At 52.0% G+C, this 17,710-nt stretch carries 16 protein-coding genes; 9 read left to right on the forward strand and 7 right to left on the reverse strand.

Features of this window, described 5'->3' with window-relative positions; translation table 11 throughout:
- The first annotated feature begins 52 nt into the window (after positions 1 to 52).
- Positions 53 to 1,192, forward strand: a complete 1,140-nt coding sequence (locus tag AC07N2_RS02305; RefSeq protein ID WP_494776826.1) for an anhydro-N-acetylmuramic acid kinase — start codon at positions 53 to 55, stop codon at positions 1,190 to 1,192.
- Between the two features lie 84 nt (positions 1,193 to 1,276).
- On the opposite strand, the gene erpA is transcribed toward AC07N2_RS02305, so the two are convergent.
- The 6 genes from erpA to rplM all read right to left on the reverse strand — a co-directional run bounded on the left by erpA (position 1,277) and on the right by rplM (position 4,884).
- Entirely contained in the window at positions 1,277 to 1,627 is a 351-nt protein-coding gene (gene erpA, locus AC07N2_RS02310) for an iron-sulfur cluster insertion protein ErpA (RefSeq protein WP_076592502.1), read from the reverse strand.
- Positions 1,628 to 1,677: 50 nt separating this feature from the next.
- Positions 1,678 to 2,079, reverse strand: a complete 402-nt coding sequence (locus tag AC07N2_RS02315; RefSeq protein WP_076592503.1) for a bactofilin family protein — start codon at positions 2,077 to 2,079, stop codon at positions 1,678 to 1,680.
- Between the two features lie 12 nt (positions 2,080 to 2,091).
- Complete coding sequence (locus AC07N2_RS02320) at positions 2,092 to 2,847, reverse strand: DUF6776 family protein (RefSeq protein ID WP_494776827.1); 756 nt, start codon at positions 2,845 to 2,847, stop codon at positions 2,092 to 2,094.
- A 17-nt stretch (positions 2,848 to 2,864) separates the two neighbouring features.
- Positions 2,865 to 3,902: an N-acetyl-gamma-glutamyl-phosphate reductase gene (argC, locus tag AC07N2_RS02325; RefSeq protein ID WP_494776828.1), complete on the reverse strand. Its 1,038-nt coding sequence runs from the start codon at positions 3,900 to 3,902 to the stop codon at positions 2,865 to 2,867.
- A 151-nt stretch (positions 3,903 to 4,053) separates the two neighbouring features.
- Positions 4,054 to 4,446, reverse strand: coding sequence for a 30S ribosomal protein S9 (gene rpsI, locus AC07N2_RS02330; protein ID WP_011869816.1), 393 nt, complete (start codon positions 4,444 to 4,446; stop codon positions 4,054 to 4,056).
- A 9-nt stretch (positions 4,447 to 4,455) separates the two neighbouring features.
- A complete protein-coding gene (gene rplM / locus AC07N2_RS02335; protein WP_076592506.1) occupies positions 4,456 to 4,884 on the reverse strand; it encodes a 50S ribosomal protein L13 in 429 nt (142 codons plus the stop codon).
- Positions 4,885 to 5,198: 314 nt separating this feature from the next.
- Here rplM and AC07N2_RS02340 point away from each other — a divergent pair, with 314 nt between their 5' ends.
- On the forward strand, positions 5,199 to 5,639 hold the full coding sequence (locus AC07N2_RS02340; RefSeq protein WP_494776829.1) for an OsmC family protein: 441 nt from the start codon (positions 5,199 to 5,201) through the stop codon (positions 5,637 to 5,639).
- A 101-nt stretch (positions 5,640 to 5,740) separates the two neighbouring features.
- On the opposite strand, the gene coq7 is transcribed toward AC07N2_RS02340, so the two are convergent.
- The gene (gene coq7, locus AC07N2_RS02345) at positions 5,741 to 6,367 is read right to left on the reverse strand and encodes a 2-polyprenyl-3-methyl-6-methoxy-1,4-benzoquinone monooxygenase (protein ID WP_494776830.1); all 627 of its coding nucleotides are present in this window, start codon (positions 6,365 to 6,367) and stop codon (positions 5,741 to 5,743) included.
- Positions 6,368 to 6,648: 281 nt separating this feature from the next.
- On the opposite strand from coq7, the gene AC07N2_RS02350 reads away from it, so the two are divergent.
- From AC07N2_RS02350 to AC07N2_RS02380, 7 genes are all read left to right on the forward strand, one after another.
- The gene (locus AC07N2_RS02350) at positions 6,649 to 7,809 is read left to right on the forward strand and encodes a porin (protein ID WP_494776831.1); all 1,161 of its coding nucleotides are present in this window, start codon (positions 6,649 to 6,651) and stop codon (positions 7,807 to 7,809) included.
- A gap of 367 nt (positions 7,810 to 8,176) precedes the next feature.
- Positions 8,177 to 9,274: a porin gene (locus AC07N2_RS02355; protein WP_494776832.1), complete on the forward strand. Its 1,098-nt coding sequence runs from the start codon at positions 8,177 to 8,179 to the stop codon at positions 9,272 to 9,274.
- Between the two features lie 190 nt (positions 9,275 to 9,464).
- A complete protein-coding gene (locus AC07N2_RS02360) occupies positions 9,465 to 10,205 on the forward strand; it encodes a response regulator transcription factor (protein ID WP_494776833.1) in 741 nt (246 codons plus the stop codon).
- Positions 10,202 to 11,566: a sensor histidine kinase gene (locus AC07N2_RS02365; protein ID WP_494776834.1), complete on the forward strand. Its 1,365-nt coding sequence runs from the start codon at positions 10,202 to 10,204 to the stop codon at positions 11,564 to 11,566. Before AC07N2_RS02360 ends, AC07N2_RS02365 begins: the two co-directional genes overlap by 4 nt.
- Positions 11,567 to 11,744: 178 nt before the next feature.
- Positions 11,745 to 12,929, forward strand: coding sequence for an efflux RND transporter periplasmic adaptor subunit (locus AC07N2_RS02370; RefSeq protein ID WP_494776835.1), 1,185 nt, complete (start codon positions 11,745 to 11,747; stop codon positions 12,927 to 12,929).
- Positions 12,922 to 16,077 (forward strand): efflux RND transporter permease subunit, encoded by a 3,156-nt coding sequence (locus tag AC07N2_RS02375; RefSeq protein WP_494776836.1) that lies wholly within the window; start codon positions 12,922 to 12,924, stop codon positions 16,075 to 16,077. Before AC07N2_RS02370 ends, AC07N2_RS02375 begins: the two co-directional genes overlap by 8 nt.
- A gap of 5 nt (positions 16,078 to 16,082) precedes the next feature.
- Complete coding sequence (locus AC07N2_RS02380; protein WP_494776837.1) at positions 16,083 to 17,708, forward strand: efflux transporter outer membrane subunit; 1,626 nt, start codon at positions 16,083 to 16,085, stop codon at positions 17,706 to 17,708.
- Positions 17,709 to 17,710 lie beyond the last annotated feature (2 nt).

Raw genomic sequence — 17,710 nt, forward strand, 5'->3', positions numbered from 1 at the left:
CCTAGCGTAGAGTGACTTAAAATCATCTCTACTCTGACAAACGGTTTTTTTTATGTCTACTCCCAATTCAAACGCATCCCTTTTCATCGGCTTGATGTCCGGCACCAGTCTCGACGGTGTCGATGGCATCCTGGCGTCGTTTTCCGATGACGGTGTATTACGTCAAACCTTAGCAGCCGCCTACGTGCCCTTCCCCGATGCATTGCGTGCCGATTTGATGGCGCTGCAAACTGCAGAACCGGATGAAATTCATCGTGAGGCGGTCGCAGCCAATGCACTGGTTAAATATTATGCGGAGTGTGTTGCCGCTCTTTTGCAAGAAGCGCATATCGCAGCCGAGCGCATCACGGCCATAGGCGTACACGGACAAACCATCCGTCATAGACCCGAATCCGGTTACACGCGGCAAATCAATAACCCGGCCTTGCTGGCAGAACTGACTGGCATCGACGTTATCGCCGACTTGCGCAGCCGCGACATTGCGGCTGGTGGCCAAGGCGCGCCTTTGGTACCAGCCTTCCATCGCGCACTATTCAGTGCATCAAATGAAAACCGCGTCGTCGTGAATATCGGTGGCATCGCCAATATCAGTGTGCTGCCATCCAATAGCAATGCGCCTGTGATCGGCTTTGATACCGGCCCTGGCAATGTATTGATGGATGCGTGGATAGCGCAGCATAACGGGCAGGCATACGACGCTGATGGTGCATGGGCAAAGACCGGTAAGGTAAATGCTGAACTGCTGAAAGAATTGCGCGACGAGCCCTTCTTCGACGCACCGCCACCCAAGAGTACTGGACGCGATTTATTTCATCCTGCATGGCTGGCGCAAAAGCTGGAGAACTTCCCGGGCTTGGCAAGTGCTGATGTACAAGCAACTCTGGCCATCTTTACCGCCACGACACTGAGCGATGCGATTGTGCGGTATGCGTCACAAACCCAGGCGGTTTATATCTGTGGTGGAGGCGCTTACAACAGCTATTTATTGACGCTCATTCACTATGCGTTGAAATTGCATCATCCAGCTATCAGAGTAGAGTCGACGGAAGCCTTGGGCGTTGCGCCCAATCAGGTTGAGGCTCTGGCATTTGCATGGCTGGCACAACGCTTCCATGTGCGTGAACCAGGTAACCTACCGTCAGTCACTGGCGCGCGTGGCTTGCGGATTTTAGGTGCGCTGTATCCGGCCTGAACACGCAAAGTTTAAGGACATAAAAAAAGCGCAGAATCTTCTGCGCTTTTTTACATCAGGAATCGAACTACGTCGTCAGTGATATTAAGCCGAGAACGAAGAACCGCAACCGCAAGTGGTGGTTGCATTCGGATTCTTGATCACGAATTGCGCACCTTCGAGGTCATCCTTGTAATCGATCTCAGCGCCGACCAGATACTGGTAGCTCATTGAATCGATCAACAGCTGCACGCCGTTCTTGGTCATGGTGGTGTCGTCTTCATTAACGATTTCATCAAACGTGAAACCGTACTGGAAGCCGGAGCAACCGCCGCCCTGCACAAACACGCGCAATTTCAGATCTGGATTACCTTCTTCTTCGATCAATTCCGCGACTTTCATCGCAGCGCTGTCACTGAATAAGATAGGGGATGGCATTTCGGCAACTGCATTCATTTCAGGCTCCTGCTGGAAAACGGTAGTTCATTATAGACCTTAGCCGCGCTTTACGTATTATTCGCGGCAAGTATAGGTACGGCCAGCTTCAAAATCGGTTCATCGACCTCGTGCGTCAGCTTGCCGGAAACGACGGCACCGCCGTGCATTTCCAGTGCTTTGTAGTTTACATCCCCAGTTATGCGGGCGCGCGGCTGCAATTCAAGCAATTCTGACGAAAATACCGGACCGACAATTTCACCATTGACAAGTAAATGCGCAACACGCACTTCACCTTCGACCCGTGCATGCTCGGAAATCACCAACATGCTGATTTCATCCGCTTCGGCGATCACGTCGCCCTTCACACATCCATCTATACGCAAGCCACCTTTGAAGTGCACATTGCCGGTAATAATCGTTGAGGCGCCAATCAGGCTATCTATCGTACTTTTGGTTTTACGGCCAAACATGATGACGCTCCTTTACAAATTTGCAGACTGTTGCGCGCGCAAGGCACCTTTTTCCAGAATCTTGATCTGGACGGATTTGACGATAGCGCCTTCCGGTACGGTAAACATGCCTTCAATGCGCTGATAATGCTTGAACGAAAGCTTGAATTTCTCCAGCTCGTCCGATTTAGGTAAAGTCATGATAGCACTTTTGCCACCCTGCATTAGTGTCACAACGAGCTGATAATTCCCTATGAAATCATGCGCGACTTTGCCGCCTTGCATGATTAACAAACGGTAACGCAGTTGCGTCGGCTCTACCATTTCGATCTTCAAACGTCGAATGGTAATGCCTTGCGCACCGGTGTCGGTAGGCAACAAGCTTTCAAAGAAAGAAAGATCTTCCTTCAGCTTGGTGTTCTCGGATTCCAGCGTTTTAATCTGACGCGATAATTGCGCCTGCAGAGATTGCTCTATATTCAGCTGGCTTTCTGCCGCATTCACCGTCGTTTGAAACTTATCCCGCTCGGCACTAACCAGCTTGAGTTGTTCCTGCACTTCGACCAATTGAGCCGATGTTACAGCAGGCTTGAAACCGGTAAAGCTGCGCCCCAGATCGTAGGCCCACATTGCCATTGCACCGCCCAAACCCACCACAATCGCAATGAATACCGCGCGCAGCGGCCACGGCAGATGATTTTTGATCGTCATCCGTGGCGCCGAAATCGACCAGCGACGCAGCCATAGCTTGCGCTGCAGGGATTTGAAAACCGGTTTGGGCTTGCTCATGAATCAGATACACATCATTACGGCAGAACCGGAATATGCATCAAACCTGCGGTCTCATCCAAACCGAACATGAGATTCATACATTGCACTGCCTGGCCGGACGCACCTTTGACCAGATTGTCCTGCACCACCAGCACGACCACGGTATCGCCGTCATCCGGACGATGCAGCGCGATACGCAACATATTCGACGCGCGCGTAGAGCGTGTTTCCGGATGCGATCCAAATGGCATCACATCGATGAATGGCTCATTGCCGTAAGCTTTTTCAAACAGAGCCTGCAGCGCTGCGTTATCGATATCCTTGGTCAAACGCGCATACAAGGTCGAATGCATGCCGCGGATCATAGGTACCAGATGTGGCGTGAACAACAAGCCAACCTTTTCCTTGGTCAGCAAACGCAAACGTTCCAGCGTTTCTGGCGAATGACGATGACCAGATACGCCGTAGGCTTTGAAGTTGTCGCCAGCCTCCGAGAACAGCGTCGCCACTTCCGCCTTGCGACCAGCACCGGAAACACCGGATTTACAGTCAGCAATCAGATGCGAAGCATCAATGACGCCTGCCTGCAACAATGGTGCGAGGCCGAGCTGCATCGTAGTTGGGTAGCAACCTGGATTGCCGACGATGCGCGCCTTGCGGATTGCATCGCGATTCAATTCAACCAAGCCGTAAGCCGCTTCTTTCAGTAACTCAGGGCAGGTATGCGGGATTTTGTACCATTTCTCAAATGCAGCAATATCCTGCAAACGGAAGTCCGCTGCCAGATCAATGACCTTGACACCAGCCGCCAGCAATTCTGGCGCTTGCGCCATCGCCACACCGTGCGGCGTAGCAAAAAAGACGACATCACATTCAGTCAGCTTGGCTTTTTCTGGAGACGAAAAAGCCAGATTCACGCGCCCACGCAATGAAGGGAACATATCTGCCACTGGCAAACCATCTTCCTTACGCGAAGTAATAGCGGTGAGTTCAACCTCCGGGTGCGTTGCCAACAAGCGTAATAATTCCACGCCTGTATAACCGGTGCCGCCGACGATGCCAACCTTAATCATGTTTATTCCTAGCAAAATGTACTTCGTTTTATTTTAACAGGCGATAGAGCACAAACGTTTGCACTCACGCGTACTTTACAAACAGAGGCTCCAGATAAAAAAAGCCGCCAGGCGTAAACCGGGCGGCTTTTCGATGCTCTGAAAACGCTGATTAACGCTTGGAGAACTGTTTTGCGCGACGTGCTTTACGCAGGCCGACTTTTTTACGTTCAACTTCACGTGCATCGCGAGTAACAAAACCGGCTTTCGACAGTTCTGGTTTCAAGGTTGCATCGTAGTCGATCAGAGCACGGGTAATGCCGTGACGCACAGCGCCCGCTTGGCCGGATTCACCGCCACCGTTGACGTTAACCATGATGTCGAATGTTTCAACATTGTTGGTCAATTCCAAAGGCTGACGAATCACCATCAACCCGGTTTCGCGCGAAAAATATTCATTCGCTGGCTTGCCGTTGACGACGATTTGGCCGGAGCCGGATTTGATGAAGACGCGAGCCACTGCACTCTTGCGACGGCCGGTTCCGTAATTGTAGTTACCGATCATGTCTATTCCTTAGAGTTCAAGTGCTTTAGGTTGCTGCGCAGCGTGCGGATGAGTTGCCTCAGCGTACACTTTGAGCTTCTTGATCATCGCGTAGCCGAGTGGGCCTTTAGGCAACATGCCCTTGACCGCTTTCTCAAGCGCACGACCTGGAAAACGCTCTTGCATTTTCTTGAAGTTCGTTTCATAGATACCGCCTGGGTAACCAGTGTGGCGATAGTATGTTTTTTCTGTTGCTTTGGTACCGGTCACGCGCAGTTTGCCTGCGTTGACGACGACAATGAAGTCGCCTGTATCGACGTGAGGAGTAAATTCCGGTTTGTGTTTGCCGCGCAGTCGGAGTGCCACTTCGCTGGCAACACGTCCGAGGACTTTGTCCGTCGCGTCAATCACGAACCAATCGCGCTGGACTTCGTGTCCTTTAGCGGAGAAGGTTTTCATGATGACTTCCTAATTAAATAAATCGCTCAAATGGTGGTTACGCGGCTTCGACTTCCTTGATACTGCCCGCGTACTCGGCCTTGTTATCTCTTCCTGAGCAAACGAAAGAACCGCAGATTATAGTCTTTTCAAGGACTTAGCGTCAAATTTAATCAGATTGAAGTGGTGATTTACACGAAAAACCGTTGTGATCCAGCCCAATTGATGGCGAAAAGTCATCTGATCGAGGCGCATCCGACAATTTTCGTGCTTATTCAATTAGTCCCGAGCAGTTACAATGTCACAAAATCAACCTGCAACTTTACGAGAACACCATGGAATGCACAGTACGTTGGACCGGCTTGTCCGGCATGACTTTTTTAGCTGAAACCGGCTCCGGCCATGTCGTCGCGATGGATGGCGCGCCTGAAGGTGGTGGCCGCAATCTGGCACCGCGCCCGATGGAAGTTGTTCTGCTCGGCACCGGCGGCTGCACCGCTTACGACGTGGTCGTCATTCTGCGCAAAAGCGGTCAGGACGTATGCGGCTGCGAAGTCACACTTAAATCGGAACGTGCGGAAACCGATCCTAAAGTATTTACCAAAGTGCACTTCCACTTCACCGTTACTGGCCGCAACCTGAAGGCCAACGTGGTGGAGCGTGCGATCAAGTTGTCACACGACAAATACTGCTCAGCGTCCATCATGATGGAAAAGACCGCAGAAATTACCCACTCTTTCGAGATCGTGGACGACGCAGCACCTGTAGTAGCCTAACTTTTTGACATCACCTCGATAAAGCGACAGGAAGAGAATCATCCTCTTCCTGCGTGGCCGCACAATCACGGCCGACATCAAATCCAACTATATATAAAGCATTACAGATAGTAAGCCGTGCTCGTCATGACTTTCGACATGGCTTGCATGCCTTTCTGCGCCCAAGGCGAGACTGTTTGCGCCCCCAACGCTTGCGCTGCTGCACCATGCGCTGCCTCATCTGCGCTCATCTGCGCGACGATAGCCAGCGATTTGGCATCCTGTGGCGGCAAGCTATCCAGATGCTGATTAAGATGCGCCTCGACCTGGCGTTCGGTTTCAACGACAAATCCAAGGCTGCGCGCGTCGCCCAAGGTCGCGGCAACCGCGCCCAAGGCATAAGCACCGGCATACCACAAGGGATTCAATAAACTAGGACGGGATCCCAGCTCCCGCAATCTCTCTGCGGTCCACGCCAGATGATCCTCTTCCTCACGACCAGCTAGCAGAAATTGCTGCTTGATGGCTTCGCTACGCGCAAATTGTGCCTGCGCCTGATACAAAGCTTGCGCGCACACTTCGCCCACATGATTGACCCGCATCAAGCCAGCACTATGGCGCCGCTTCGCACTGTCCAACTCACCTTCTGCAATCTTCACCGCAGGATTGGGCCGCTCGGCGACCGACACACCACTCATCACGCGTAAAGCGCTATCAAAATGCTGAATCAAGCGATCAGAAAAAACCATATCGTTTGTAACCTATCCAAAAACTCAAAAATGTTGCATACGAACGACACGCCAGAACGAAGCAAATGTGTCATTTGTAAAATATTAACGTATATCAAAAAGATATAGCCCGGAATTAGCTTAGCCTTGGCTCAATCAAGCTTAATGGAATGCCAATTTCCATTATTCGCAATAAAAAACAAGCACTTATCAAAGTGCGAACAAGCTATACAAAACAAAATTTGATTGCGTGACCGTATCCCAACCCACGCAACATAACACTCTAGAAACCCACTGAATCAATGAAGACCTTGCATTTTGCACTTGCTCTTACCAGCAGTTTCACCAGCCTTGCCTACGCAGAACCAAGCATGACGATTTACGGCACTTTCAAGGAAACGCCTGACGAGACCGACAGCGAACAGCCGCGCAAAACGCCTTTCAACGCGCCATATCAATCAACGGTCAACATTTACGGCACGATAGACGCAGGCATACGCAATGTTACCAACACTACAAAAAACGGTGGCGGCACTTTGAAGATGGGCTCGAATGGCGAGTATTACAACAATCGCATCGGGATTAAAGGCAGGGAGGATCTGGGCGGAGGCATGGATGTCCACTACCACTTCGAAACAGGCTTCAACACCGGCACCGGCGCGCTTGATAACAAGGACAATCGTTTCTTCAACCGCATTTCATCCCTGGGATTGGCCGGACCATTTGGCTCCATAGACTTTGGCCGCCAACCGTCCGTTGCCTGCAAGGTTGTTTATTTGTACGAGCCCTTCCAGTATCGCTACGTCCAGATTATTCCGCTAGCGGGCGCAGTCGCGGGCAATATGGATGGCAACGTCACTAGACCATTTGGCACAGTCGATGGTCCTCGCTTTAGTAATGGGATCCAGTATTTCGGCAAATTCGGTGGCTTTACGGCCAGCGCAGAGTATGTAATGGGCGAAGTGGCCGGCAGCAGCAATAACGCATCAGCCAAAGCGATGGGCTTAGCCTATACAACCGGAGCTTTCACAGTCGGTGGTGCCTACACCCTGCAGAAACCAAATATCGCCTCCGGCAACACACCTGATTACCGAGATCAAGACCAGATCACCTTTGGCGCTGCCTATAAAGACGGAGCGCTACGCATTGCCGGCGGTTATTTAGAAACAACAACCAAAGCAGCCGTCACTAATCACGCGAAAAACACATGGCTAGGCGCAAACTACGATTTCACTCCCATTATCAGCCTCACCGCCGGTTATTACAGAACCACGCTTGAAGCGACAAGCAACGAAATCGCCAGACGCAATCTGCTGATCATCGGCGCAACCTATGCCTTATCCAAACACACCAACATCTACACCGGATTCGATAAAGCGTCGTTGAGAGGCATTGCTTCTTTAACAGCGGACAAGAAAACGCTGCAGACCGGCATTTCCATCGGCATTAACCATATGTTTTAAGGCACGCATCTATAAGACATCAATTTAGCAATGACATCCACAGATGCAGCCATCCGAACAAGACAGATATAGCACTCGATCACACCTCAACAGACAAATTGCAAAATAGATAATTTTTCATGCATCAAGACAAATCATCTTCGCCTCATTTTGGGATACAAGCGCACCGCTTTGTTGCGAAAAAACGTCACTTAAGCCATTTCACCCATGCGCTTTTGATATTTTGGTTGTCACTGTCAGCGTATTTTGTTTCAATCAATCGTCGTCTTGCCATCTGAACTAGGCAAGACAGGCAGCTCCGCAGGACTTCATGTACCACTTGCCTAGCGAGTGCGTATATTTACAACAACATTTGAGGAACATTTAAATGAAAAAATCGCTTCTGGCATTAGCCGTTTTGGGCGCATTTGCAGGTGCTGCATCGGCACAATCGTCCGTTACCGTCTACGGTATCGTTGACTTGGGATTCAGCAGCACCGACACCGGCGCAGCAGGTAACTCCCGTACCAACGGCATCACTTCCGGCGGTCAATCGGCTAGCCGTATCGGTTTCAAAGGTACAGAAGATCTGGGCAATGGCTTGAAAGCCAACTTCCAATTGGAATCCACAATCCAAGCTGATACTGGCTCGGCATTTGGCTCCCCGACAACAGCACTGCCAGGCGCAGGCAGCCCTAACGTTGGCGCCCAAAACGGTGCTGGCGGCTTTAACCGTTTCGCGACTGTTGGTTTGTCCGGTGCTTTCGGTGCAGTGAACTTGGGTCGCCAAACTTCGGCAATCAAAGATGCATACGACCAAATCGATCCGTTCGGTGACGGCGGCACAGTTGGCGCGATCAGCAACGTTTTCTTCAATGGTGCATTGAATGGTGACTACGGCCGTATCTCCAATTCGGTTAAATACACATCGAATTCGTACGCTGGCTTCAAAGCAAACGTTGCTTATGGCTTCGGTGAAACAGCTGGTTCGACAAGTGCAAACAGCAACTACGGCCTCGGACTGGGTTACGCAAATGGTCCATTGAATGTCCAATTCGCTTACCATAACCAAGACCGCTCTGCTATCGTTGCTCCATTCACACAAGCAGCGAAAAACAAGCTGACATTCATCGGTGCAACTTATGATTTCGGCGTAGTTAAACTGCACGGCGCGTTCGCAGATTCGAAACTGGAAACAACGATTGGTGCTGCAGAAGGCAAATATCGTAACTATCTGATTGGCGCAAGTGCACCAATCGGTCCAGGCACCATTTTCGCGTCGTACTCGGTCAACGACAACAAAACCAACGGCGTTCAAAATGCTGATACGAAAAAATTCGCTATTTCGTACTCGTACGATCTGTCGAAACGTACAAACCTGTACACCGGTTACTCGAAAACATCAAACGATGCAAACGTAGTCACAGGTGCTACTACAGGCTTGGATCCATCGATTTTCAACGTTGGTATCCGTCACAAGTTCTAATTCCCAGCAGGCCTAGCCTGCTTGGTTTGAACTGCAAGACAGAAAAAGGCACCTTCGGGTGCCTTTTTTATTACCTTCTCGACACTCAAACAACTCGCATCATTCTGGTCGACGCAACAATTCGGCCTATCCATCGTAGAATCCAGTCTACGAAGAACAATCAAATCAAAGCACCATGCTTGGAGACCAGATGCACCGCTGTCTGATTATTGAAGACGATACACATAACGCGCGCTACATCGCCAAAGGCTTGAAAGAGATAGGCTACGATGCCACCGTCTGTTCGGATGGCGCCGATGGCATTACACGCGCGATTAACGAACAGTGGGACGTCATCATTCTTGACCGCATCTTGCCGCAGGGTGTCGATGGTCTTTCCATACTGGCAACCATACGTGAAATGGGGAAGCGCACTCCCGTTCTTATCTTGAGCGCATTGTCCGCAATTGATGAGCGAGTACGTGGCTTGCAAGCCGGATGCAACGATTATCTGACCAAACCCTTTGCATTTTCTGAACTGGCAGCACGCGTCGAAGCCTTGGTCCGATGGACGCAGCCCGGCGACGTCATACGCGAACTGCGCATGGCAGATCTGAAAGTGAATCTACTGACCCGCAGCGTAGAGCGCAGCGGAAAGCCGCTCACCTTGCAACCGCGAGAGTTCCGTTTACTGGTTTACATGATGACGCACGAAGGTCAGATCATGACCCGCACCATGTTGCTGGAAGCCGTATGGAATTATCAATTCGATCCGCAAACCAATGTGATCGACGCCCACATCAGCCGTTTGCGCAACAAGATCGATAAAGGATTTGCAGTACCGCTGATCCACACACGTCGCAATCTCGGCTACATCATGTCGGCCAATCCCCAGGTGGAAAACATCGAAGAGACTGCTGTGCAGAAAAACACCTCGAAATCGGCCTCATGAAAATAAACGGCTTCAAGCTGTGGGGCTCCGTTGCCTTTCGCATGGCGTTCAACTATAGCGCGCTGCTGGTGCTCTCCATGCTGGTGTTGCTTGCCATTTTCTACACGCAAACCGTCAATGTTCTGCAAAGCCGCATCGACCGTCACATTGCGTCCAATTCCCATCGCCTAGAGAGTACTTTTTCCGAGCATGGTGAAGCGGCCCTGGCGCAGCAAATCAAGGATATTTTGCGGGATGGGGTCTATTCCGATACAGAAATTTACCTATTGGTTAATCCCTATGGCGAAAAAGTCATCGGCAACATCCCTGCCATCCCGCATAAATACAAGAACAAGGAAGGCATGGTAGAGGCACGTATCATGCGTAACGGCCACGAAGCCATCGGCCGCATGTACATACAGCGCCTCTCTGACGACAGCAAGTTGGTCGTCGGCAGTGATATCAATCAACAACTGGAAATCGAACGGCTGTTTGATCGCGCCAGCCTGATCGCAGGTTTGATCGGCTTGCTGATGTCCATCGTTGGTGCCCTGCTATTCCGCCGCGAACTCAGACGGCGCGTGAGCGGGATACAGCAGATAGTGACACACATCGAAGCAGGCGATCTGAGCCAACGTATTCCCATTTTTCAGCAAGAAGATGAATTTTCTCGCCTCAGCCGCGACATCAACAGCATGCTGGATCAGCAACAACGCCTGATGGACGGCGTACGTCATATCTCCAACACTATTGCACACAATTTGCGCACACCGATGACCCGCATCCTGCTGCGCCTGCGGAAAAGCGAGCGTGAGGGCGCACAGGCGCGCGATGAAGCATTACAGTTCGCCTTGCAGGAAATTGAAGAATTGAGCGTGATGTTCGACAAGTTGCTGAACCTAGCCGAAGTCGAATCGGGCACGCGACGCCAGATTTTTACACCGGTTTCACTGAACGAAGTCGTGGCCGATGTGCTGGAATTTTATGAGCCGGTCGCAGAAGAAAAATCCGTACATCTATCAGCCATTTTCGATGCTGAACCGATAACCAACGGAGACCGCGACCTGCTTGCCAGTGCGATCGCCAACCTGGTCGACAATGCACTGAAATATGCTGGTGAAGCCGCCATTGTGGAAGTACGAACGGCACAAGACGCACATGGTACTTCCATTACCGTACGCGACAATGGCATAGGCATCCCTGCAGCCGAATTGTCACGTATTGGCACCCATTTTTACCGTCTGGATCGCAGCCGTCCAGGCTATGGCTTGGGCTTGGCCAGCGTTCTGGCAATTGCACGCCTGCATGGTGGCAATCTTGAATTTTCCGACGCCTCACCAGGACTCATTGTCCGTATGACACTAGCGCCCCACCCTGCGTAACAAACTCCGATTCTCTGGAAATGGCGGATGTCTCCGCCCGCCAACACGTTACCGAATGGTAATACCGCTTTTCTGACACTCCCGTAAGATTCACTGCATATACGCTGCGTCTTTCTGCCTACAAAAAACAGAAAGAACAAAAGACCGTGTACACACGCGAATCAAAGGATGAAGAGACATGCAACAGTTTAGAAGAATAACGATAGCGGCAGCATTGGGAGCAGGTTTAGTTGTAGGCATGACGGGTTGCGACAGCAAGGACAAAGAACTGCAGCTGCCAGCACCGGAAGTACAAGAAGCCAAGGCAGCGGTGTCCGCCATCAAGAATGGAAGCGACACTTTGCGCTATTCAAGCACCGCGCCGCAATTGGTCATGCTGCAATCGCAAAGCATTCCAGCTTCAGCGGTACCATTAACTGATCAATTAAGTGCGCATCTCGTCTACGACGATGACGTCACTGCGCGTATCGGTGTCAGCATTTCCGGACGAATTGTCGCGCTGAAAGCAGCACCAGGTGATGCCGTAAAAGCTGGGCAAGTACTTGCAGAAATCGACTCCCCCGATGTCGGCACTGTCTACGCTGATATCAGCAAGGCACGCGCCGATGAAGAACACAAACACACCGTTCTCGAACGCGCCAAAGACTTGGCACAAGGCGAAGCCATCGCACTCAAAGATCTGGAAAGTGCACAAGCCGACTATACGCAGGCAAAAGCAGAAACAGCACGCGCCGAACTGCGTCTGAAGAATCTGAATCCAAACGGACTCGCCATACGCGGCCAACGCATCAGCCTCGTTAGTCCGATGAACGGCGTGGTCACAGAACGTACTGCGACGCCAGCGTTGGAAGTCAGCCCTGGTATGTCCTCCCCATTATTCGTTGTCACAGATCCCAAACGTCTATGGCTGATGATAGATCTGCCAGAAAAATTACTAGGACGCATCAAGCTGGGCAGCACCGTTTCTGTCGAGAGCGATGCCTATCCCAACGAACGCTTCAACGCAAAGATCGTACAGCTGAGCCAAGCCGTTGATCCAAATACACGCCGCGCCACAGTGCGCGCTCGCTTGGACAATCCCGGCGCAAAACTGCTGCCAGAAATGTTCGTACGCGCCTCCGTGCTGCAAGACAGCGGTAGCGGCGTGCCTGTACCGAATAGCGCCATCGTTACTCGCGGCATCTATACCTTCGTCTTTGTACAAACTGCGCCCGGAGAATTTCAACGGCGCAAGGTCAAGCTGCTGACGCAAGGTAGCGATATCAGCTACGTCGGCGAAGGACTTCAAGGAGCAGAACGTGTTGTCGTTAAAGGCGCGTTATTGCTGGATGCAGAAATGAGCGCGAGCGATAGCCATGATTGATCGACTCATCGTCTTCGCGATGACGCAGCGAATGTTTGTGTTTGTACTGGTTGGCGCATTAATCGGTTTTGGTGGTTATGCATTATCGAACTTGCCGATTGAAGCTTTCCCCGATGTACAAGACGTGCAAGTACGCGTCATCTCGCAATTACCCGGACAAGCACCGGAAGATATGGAGCGCGCTGTCACCTTGCCTATCGAGCGCGAGATGGCCGGCATTCCACGACTCACTAACGTGCGCTCGGTCACCATGACCGGCCTGTCTATTGTTACCCTCACGTTTGCCGAGGACACAGACAATTATTTCGCACGTCAGCAAGTAACAGAAAAACTGGCGACAGTGACGTTGCCAAGCGGCGTTCAACCGGAACTCGCGCCGCTCTCTACTGCTGTTGGTGAGGTCTATCGTTACACCATTGAAGCTCCAGGATTATCAGACACTGAAATTCGCACGCTGCAAGATTGGACCATCCGTCCGGTTCTGCGCATGACGCCAGGCGTCGCCGACGTCGTCAGCTTCGGTGGTGCAATCAAGGAATACCAGATCGAGGTTGATCCGCTCGCACTGCGCAAGTACCAAATCACGCTGGATCAACTCAGTCAGGCCGTCAACAATGGCAGCGGTAGCGCTGGCGGTGGCTTGCTGCGACAAGGTGATGCATCACTGGTTGTGCGTTCTGCAGGTTTGTTCAACAGTACCGAAGATATACGCAAAGTAGTCGTCGCCGCACGACAAGGGCGAGCAATCACTGTAGGTGACATTGCAACGGTACGCGAGGGTGAGCGCCCACGCTTCGGCATCGTCGCCGCAGATCACCGCGACAGCATCGTCGAAGGCATTGTCTCGATGACCAAGGGTGGCAATCCATCCAAGATCAATGCCGAGTTAAAGCAGCGCATCGAACAACTGCAACCCAGGTTGCCAGCAGGTGCGAAGATCATTCCGATCTATGACCGTACCGAACTCGTGCGTCACACTGTCACCACGGTGGCAGAAAATCTGATCATCGGTGCCTTGCTGGTCATCGCCGTCCTGGTCATATTTCTCTCCAGTTGGGTTGCGGCACTAATCGTTGCCACCGTCATTCCCTTATCACTGCTGTTCGCCTTCATCCTGATGAATGCACGCGGTGTATCTGCCAATTTGATCTCTCTGGGTGCTGTCGACTTCGGCATCATCATCGATAGCGCCGTTGTGATCGTTGAAGCTTTGATGGTACGTCTGGCAGTCAAGTCTGTGCATGATGCAAATCCCATCGATGCACGCTCACATCGCTTGAGCATTCTGTACCGCACGATGAAGGATATGTCGCATCCGGTGCTGTTTGCCAAGGCCATCATCATTCTGGCCTTCGTGCCTATCTTTACCTTCCAGCGCGTAGAAGGAAAGATCTTCACGCCGGTAGCACTGACACTTACGTTCGCACTACTCGGCGCGGTATTGCTGACATTTACGCTGGTGCCGACCTTGCTGTCGTATGTGCTGCAAAGACGCACCTTGGCTGAGAAACATAAGCCGTGGCTGGATTGGCTGCAACAACGTTATCAGCGTGCGCTGGAATACACGATGACGCATGCGAAGAAGACACTATGGATTTCCGCCATTCCTGTCGTCATTGCATTTTTGCTGGCACCGCGCCTCGGCAGTGAATTCATGCCCAAGCTGGACGAAGGTAACATCTGGCTGACCATCACGCTGCCCACTTCCGCCTCGCTGGAAACCACCAAGGATGTCGAGCGCTTGGTACGCGCCAAACTCATCGCCTATCCCGAGGTAGCGCACATCATCACGCAAGCTGGCCGCCCTGACGATGGCTCCGATCCTAAAGGGCCTAACAATCTGGAAAGTCTGGTCGACCTCAAGCCACGCAAGACATGGCGCTTCGCTGACAAGGATGCTCTGGTTGCGAATATGTCCGCAAATCTGGCATCTATCCCTGGCATCACGACCAATTTCTCGCAAGTTATTCAAGATAACGTAGAAGAATCGCTGTCAGGATTCCGCGGTGAAATCGTTGCCAAGATCAGTGGCAACAATCTCGACATTCTGGAAAATAAAGCATCGCAAGTTGTCGACGTCGTCCAAGGCATACGCGGCGCTACTGACGTTGAAGCCACGCGCATAGGTGGACAAACTGAAGTCGTCGTCACACCGGACCGCATGCGTCTGGCGCGCTACGGCATCACGGTTGGTGACGTCAACACGCTGGTAACGCAAGCAATGTCCGGCGTCGCCGTCACCAGTTTCTTCCAGGAAGACAAACGCTTCGATGTCGTCGTACGTATAGGTGAAAAGAACCGTAACAGCGTTGATGCCATCGGCAATCTGCAACTCGCGATCCCTGGATCTCAAGTCGGCAATGGCCCTGGCACTATCGCCCTCAGCGACGTCGCCACTATCGAAGTCAAACAAGGCGCGTCGCGCATCTTGCGTGAAGCTGGCTCGCGTAGTGTGATTGTGAAGATGAATCTGCTCGGTCGTGACCAAGGTAGCTTCGTCGAGGAAGCGCAACGTGCTGTAGTCGAGCAAGTGAAACTGCCACCAGGCTACGACTTGACTTGGGGTGGTCAATTCGAAAACTCACAACGTGCGGCCAAGCGTCTGATGGTAATCATCCCATTGACCGTACTTTTGATTTTCTCGCTGTTGTTCTGGGCTTTCCGCTCCATGCGTCTGGCAAGTCTGGTACTCGGCATGGTGCCGTTCACACTGATCGGTGGCTTGGCGGCACTCGGCCTGTCCGACTTGCACTTGTCAGTATCTGCTGCGGTTGGCTTCATTGCGGTCGCGGGTATTTCTGTGCAGAACGGTGTCATCATGGTCGAGGAAGTGATACTGCGGGTACGCGAAGGTGCAGAGATCACACAAGCGATTGTGCAAGGCGCCGTGGTCCGTCTGCGACCGATTCTGATGACCGCACTGATGGCTGGTCTGGGCTTGCTGCCTGCCGCTCTTTCACGTGGCATCGGTAGTGAAACCCAACGTCCATTCGCCTGCGTGATTGTAGGTGGTGTCATCACTGGTACGATCTTTACGCTGCTGATATTGCCTGTCGCGATACGTTTGTTCGGAAATTTTTCCGAAACGGGCGATAGAAAAGATGACTATGCACCTGCCGGTCCAACACCTGCAGTGAGCAAGGAGTAAGCGACATGAAGAATCAAATATTTGAGCTAGCGGTACCGTCTATTTCGACACGCCAGAAATCAGGCCATGCGCAGCGCCGTATCGTCATCGCAGCAGCCATCAGTTTATTGGCTGGCTGCGCTGTTGGCCCCGACTACAGCAGACCTGAATTGACACCATCAACAGGCTTTTCTCCTAAGCCACTGCCAGCAGCAACGACTGCCTCGCCAGTACCGGGAGGTAACGCGCAGCATTTTGTTTTGTCGCAAGATATTCGGGCAGATTGGTGGACACTGTTTCGTTCGCCACAATTGAACGCGTTGGTTGAGAAAGCCTTCGCCGCCAATCCAACTATCGAGTCGGCACAAGCAGCATTGCGTGTCGCACAGGAAAATGTTTATGCACAGCGTGGTTTTTTCTTCCCGACAGTGCAAGCCGGTTACTCGCCGGCACGCACCAAGATCGCCGGCAATCTAGGTGGTAATTCGCCTGGCCTACAGGGCAATGGCACCAACATCAGCACAACCGAAAAACCATCTTCGCCATTCGTTGGTCCCGTCATCTACAATTTCCACACGACGCAACTGACGGTCGGATATGCACCTGACGTATTTGGCGGCAACCGCAGACAAGTAGAAAGTCTGGAAGCAGAAGCGAAGTATCAGAAACTGCAACTCGAAGCTGCATACATCACCCTGGCATCCAACGTCACTGCCGCTGCCATACAAGAAGCTTTGTTGCGTGAACAGATTGCAATCCTCAATCGCATCATCGAATCCAATACCCAATCAGTGGAATTGGTACAGCGACAATTGAAGGCCGGCTACGCATCGCGACTCGATCTTTCGATGCAGCAGACCACACTGCAGCAAGCGAAAGAGCAATTGCCACCGTTGCAGAAACAGTTTGAGCAAACCCGCAATCTGCTGCGTGCACTTGCAGGCGGCATGCAGGATAGCGATTTGCCTGAGTCCTTCGATCTCGCTTCATTGCAATTGCCGGAAAATTTGCCTTTAAGCTTGCCATCGCAAGTGATTGAACAACGCCCTGATGTGCGCGCTGCAGAAGAACAATTGCGTGCAGCCAGTGCCCAGATCGGCGTTGCACTCGCCAATCGCTTGCCGCAGTTTTCTATCGATGGAACTTGGGGTGGCGCTGCCAATCAGTTCAGCCAAATGTTCTGGAGCTCTGGGCGTTTCTTTGAGCTAGCGGCCAACCTTTCCATGCCGCTGTTCGATGGTGGCGTACTGCGTCATCGTCAACGTGCGGCAGAAGAATCGTACAAGCAAGCCGCAGCGCAATACAAGGAAACCGTGATTACTTCGTTCCAGAATGTGGCCGATACCTTGCATGCGATTCATGCCGATGCCGAATCGTTCAAGCTCGCAGCCGATGTCGCAGATACGACCAAAACCACCTTGGATCTGACCCAAAGGCAACATGCGCGCGGCTACGTCGACCGCCTTACCTTGATCACGGCAGAACAGGGATATCGGCAAGCGGCCTTGAACGTTGCACAAGCGCGCGCTACACGTTTGGGAGATACCGCAGCGTTATTCCAAGCTTTGGGTGGCGGATGGTGGAATCGTGCTGATAAAGAAACGAAAGCAGAGGCAGCTCCTGCAGTCGCCGCAAGCACGTCACGCGACTAAGT

Source organism: Herminiimonas sp. GW821-FHT09C12, from assembly GCF_059416385.1.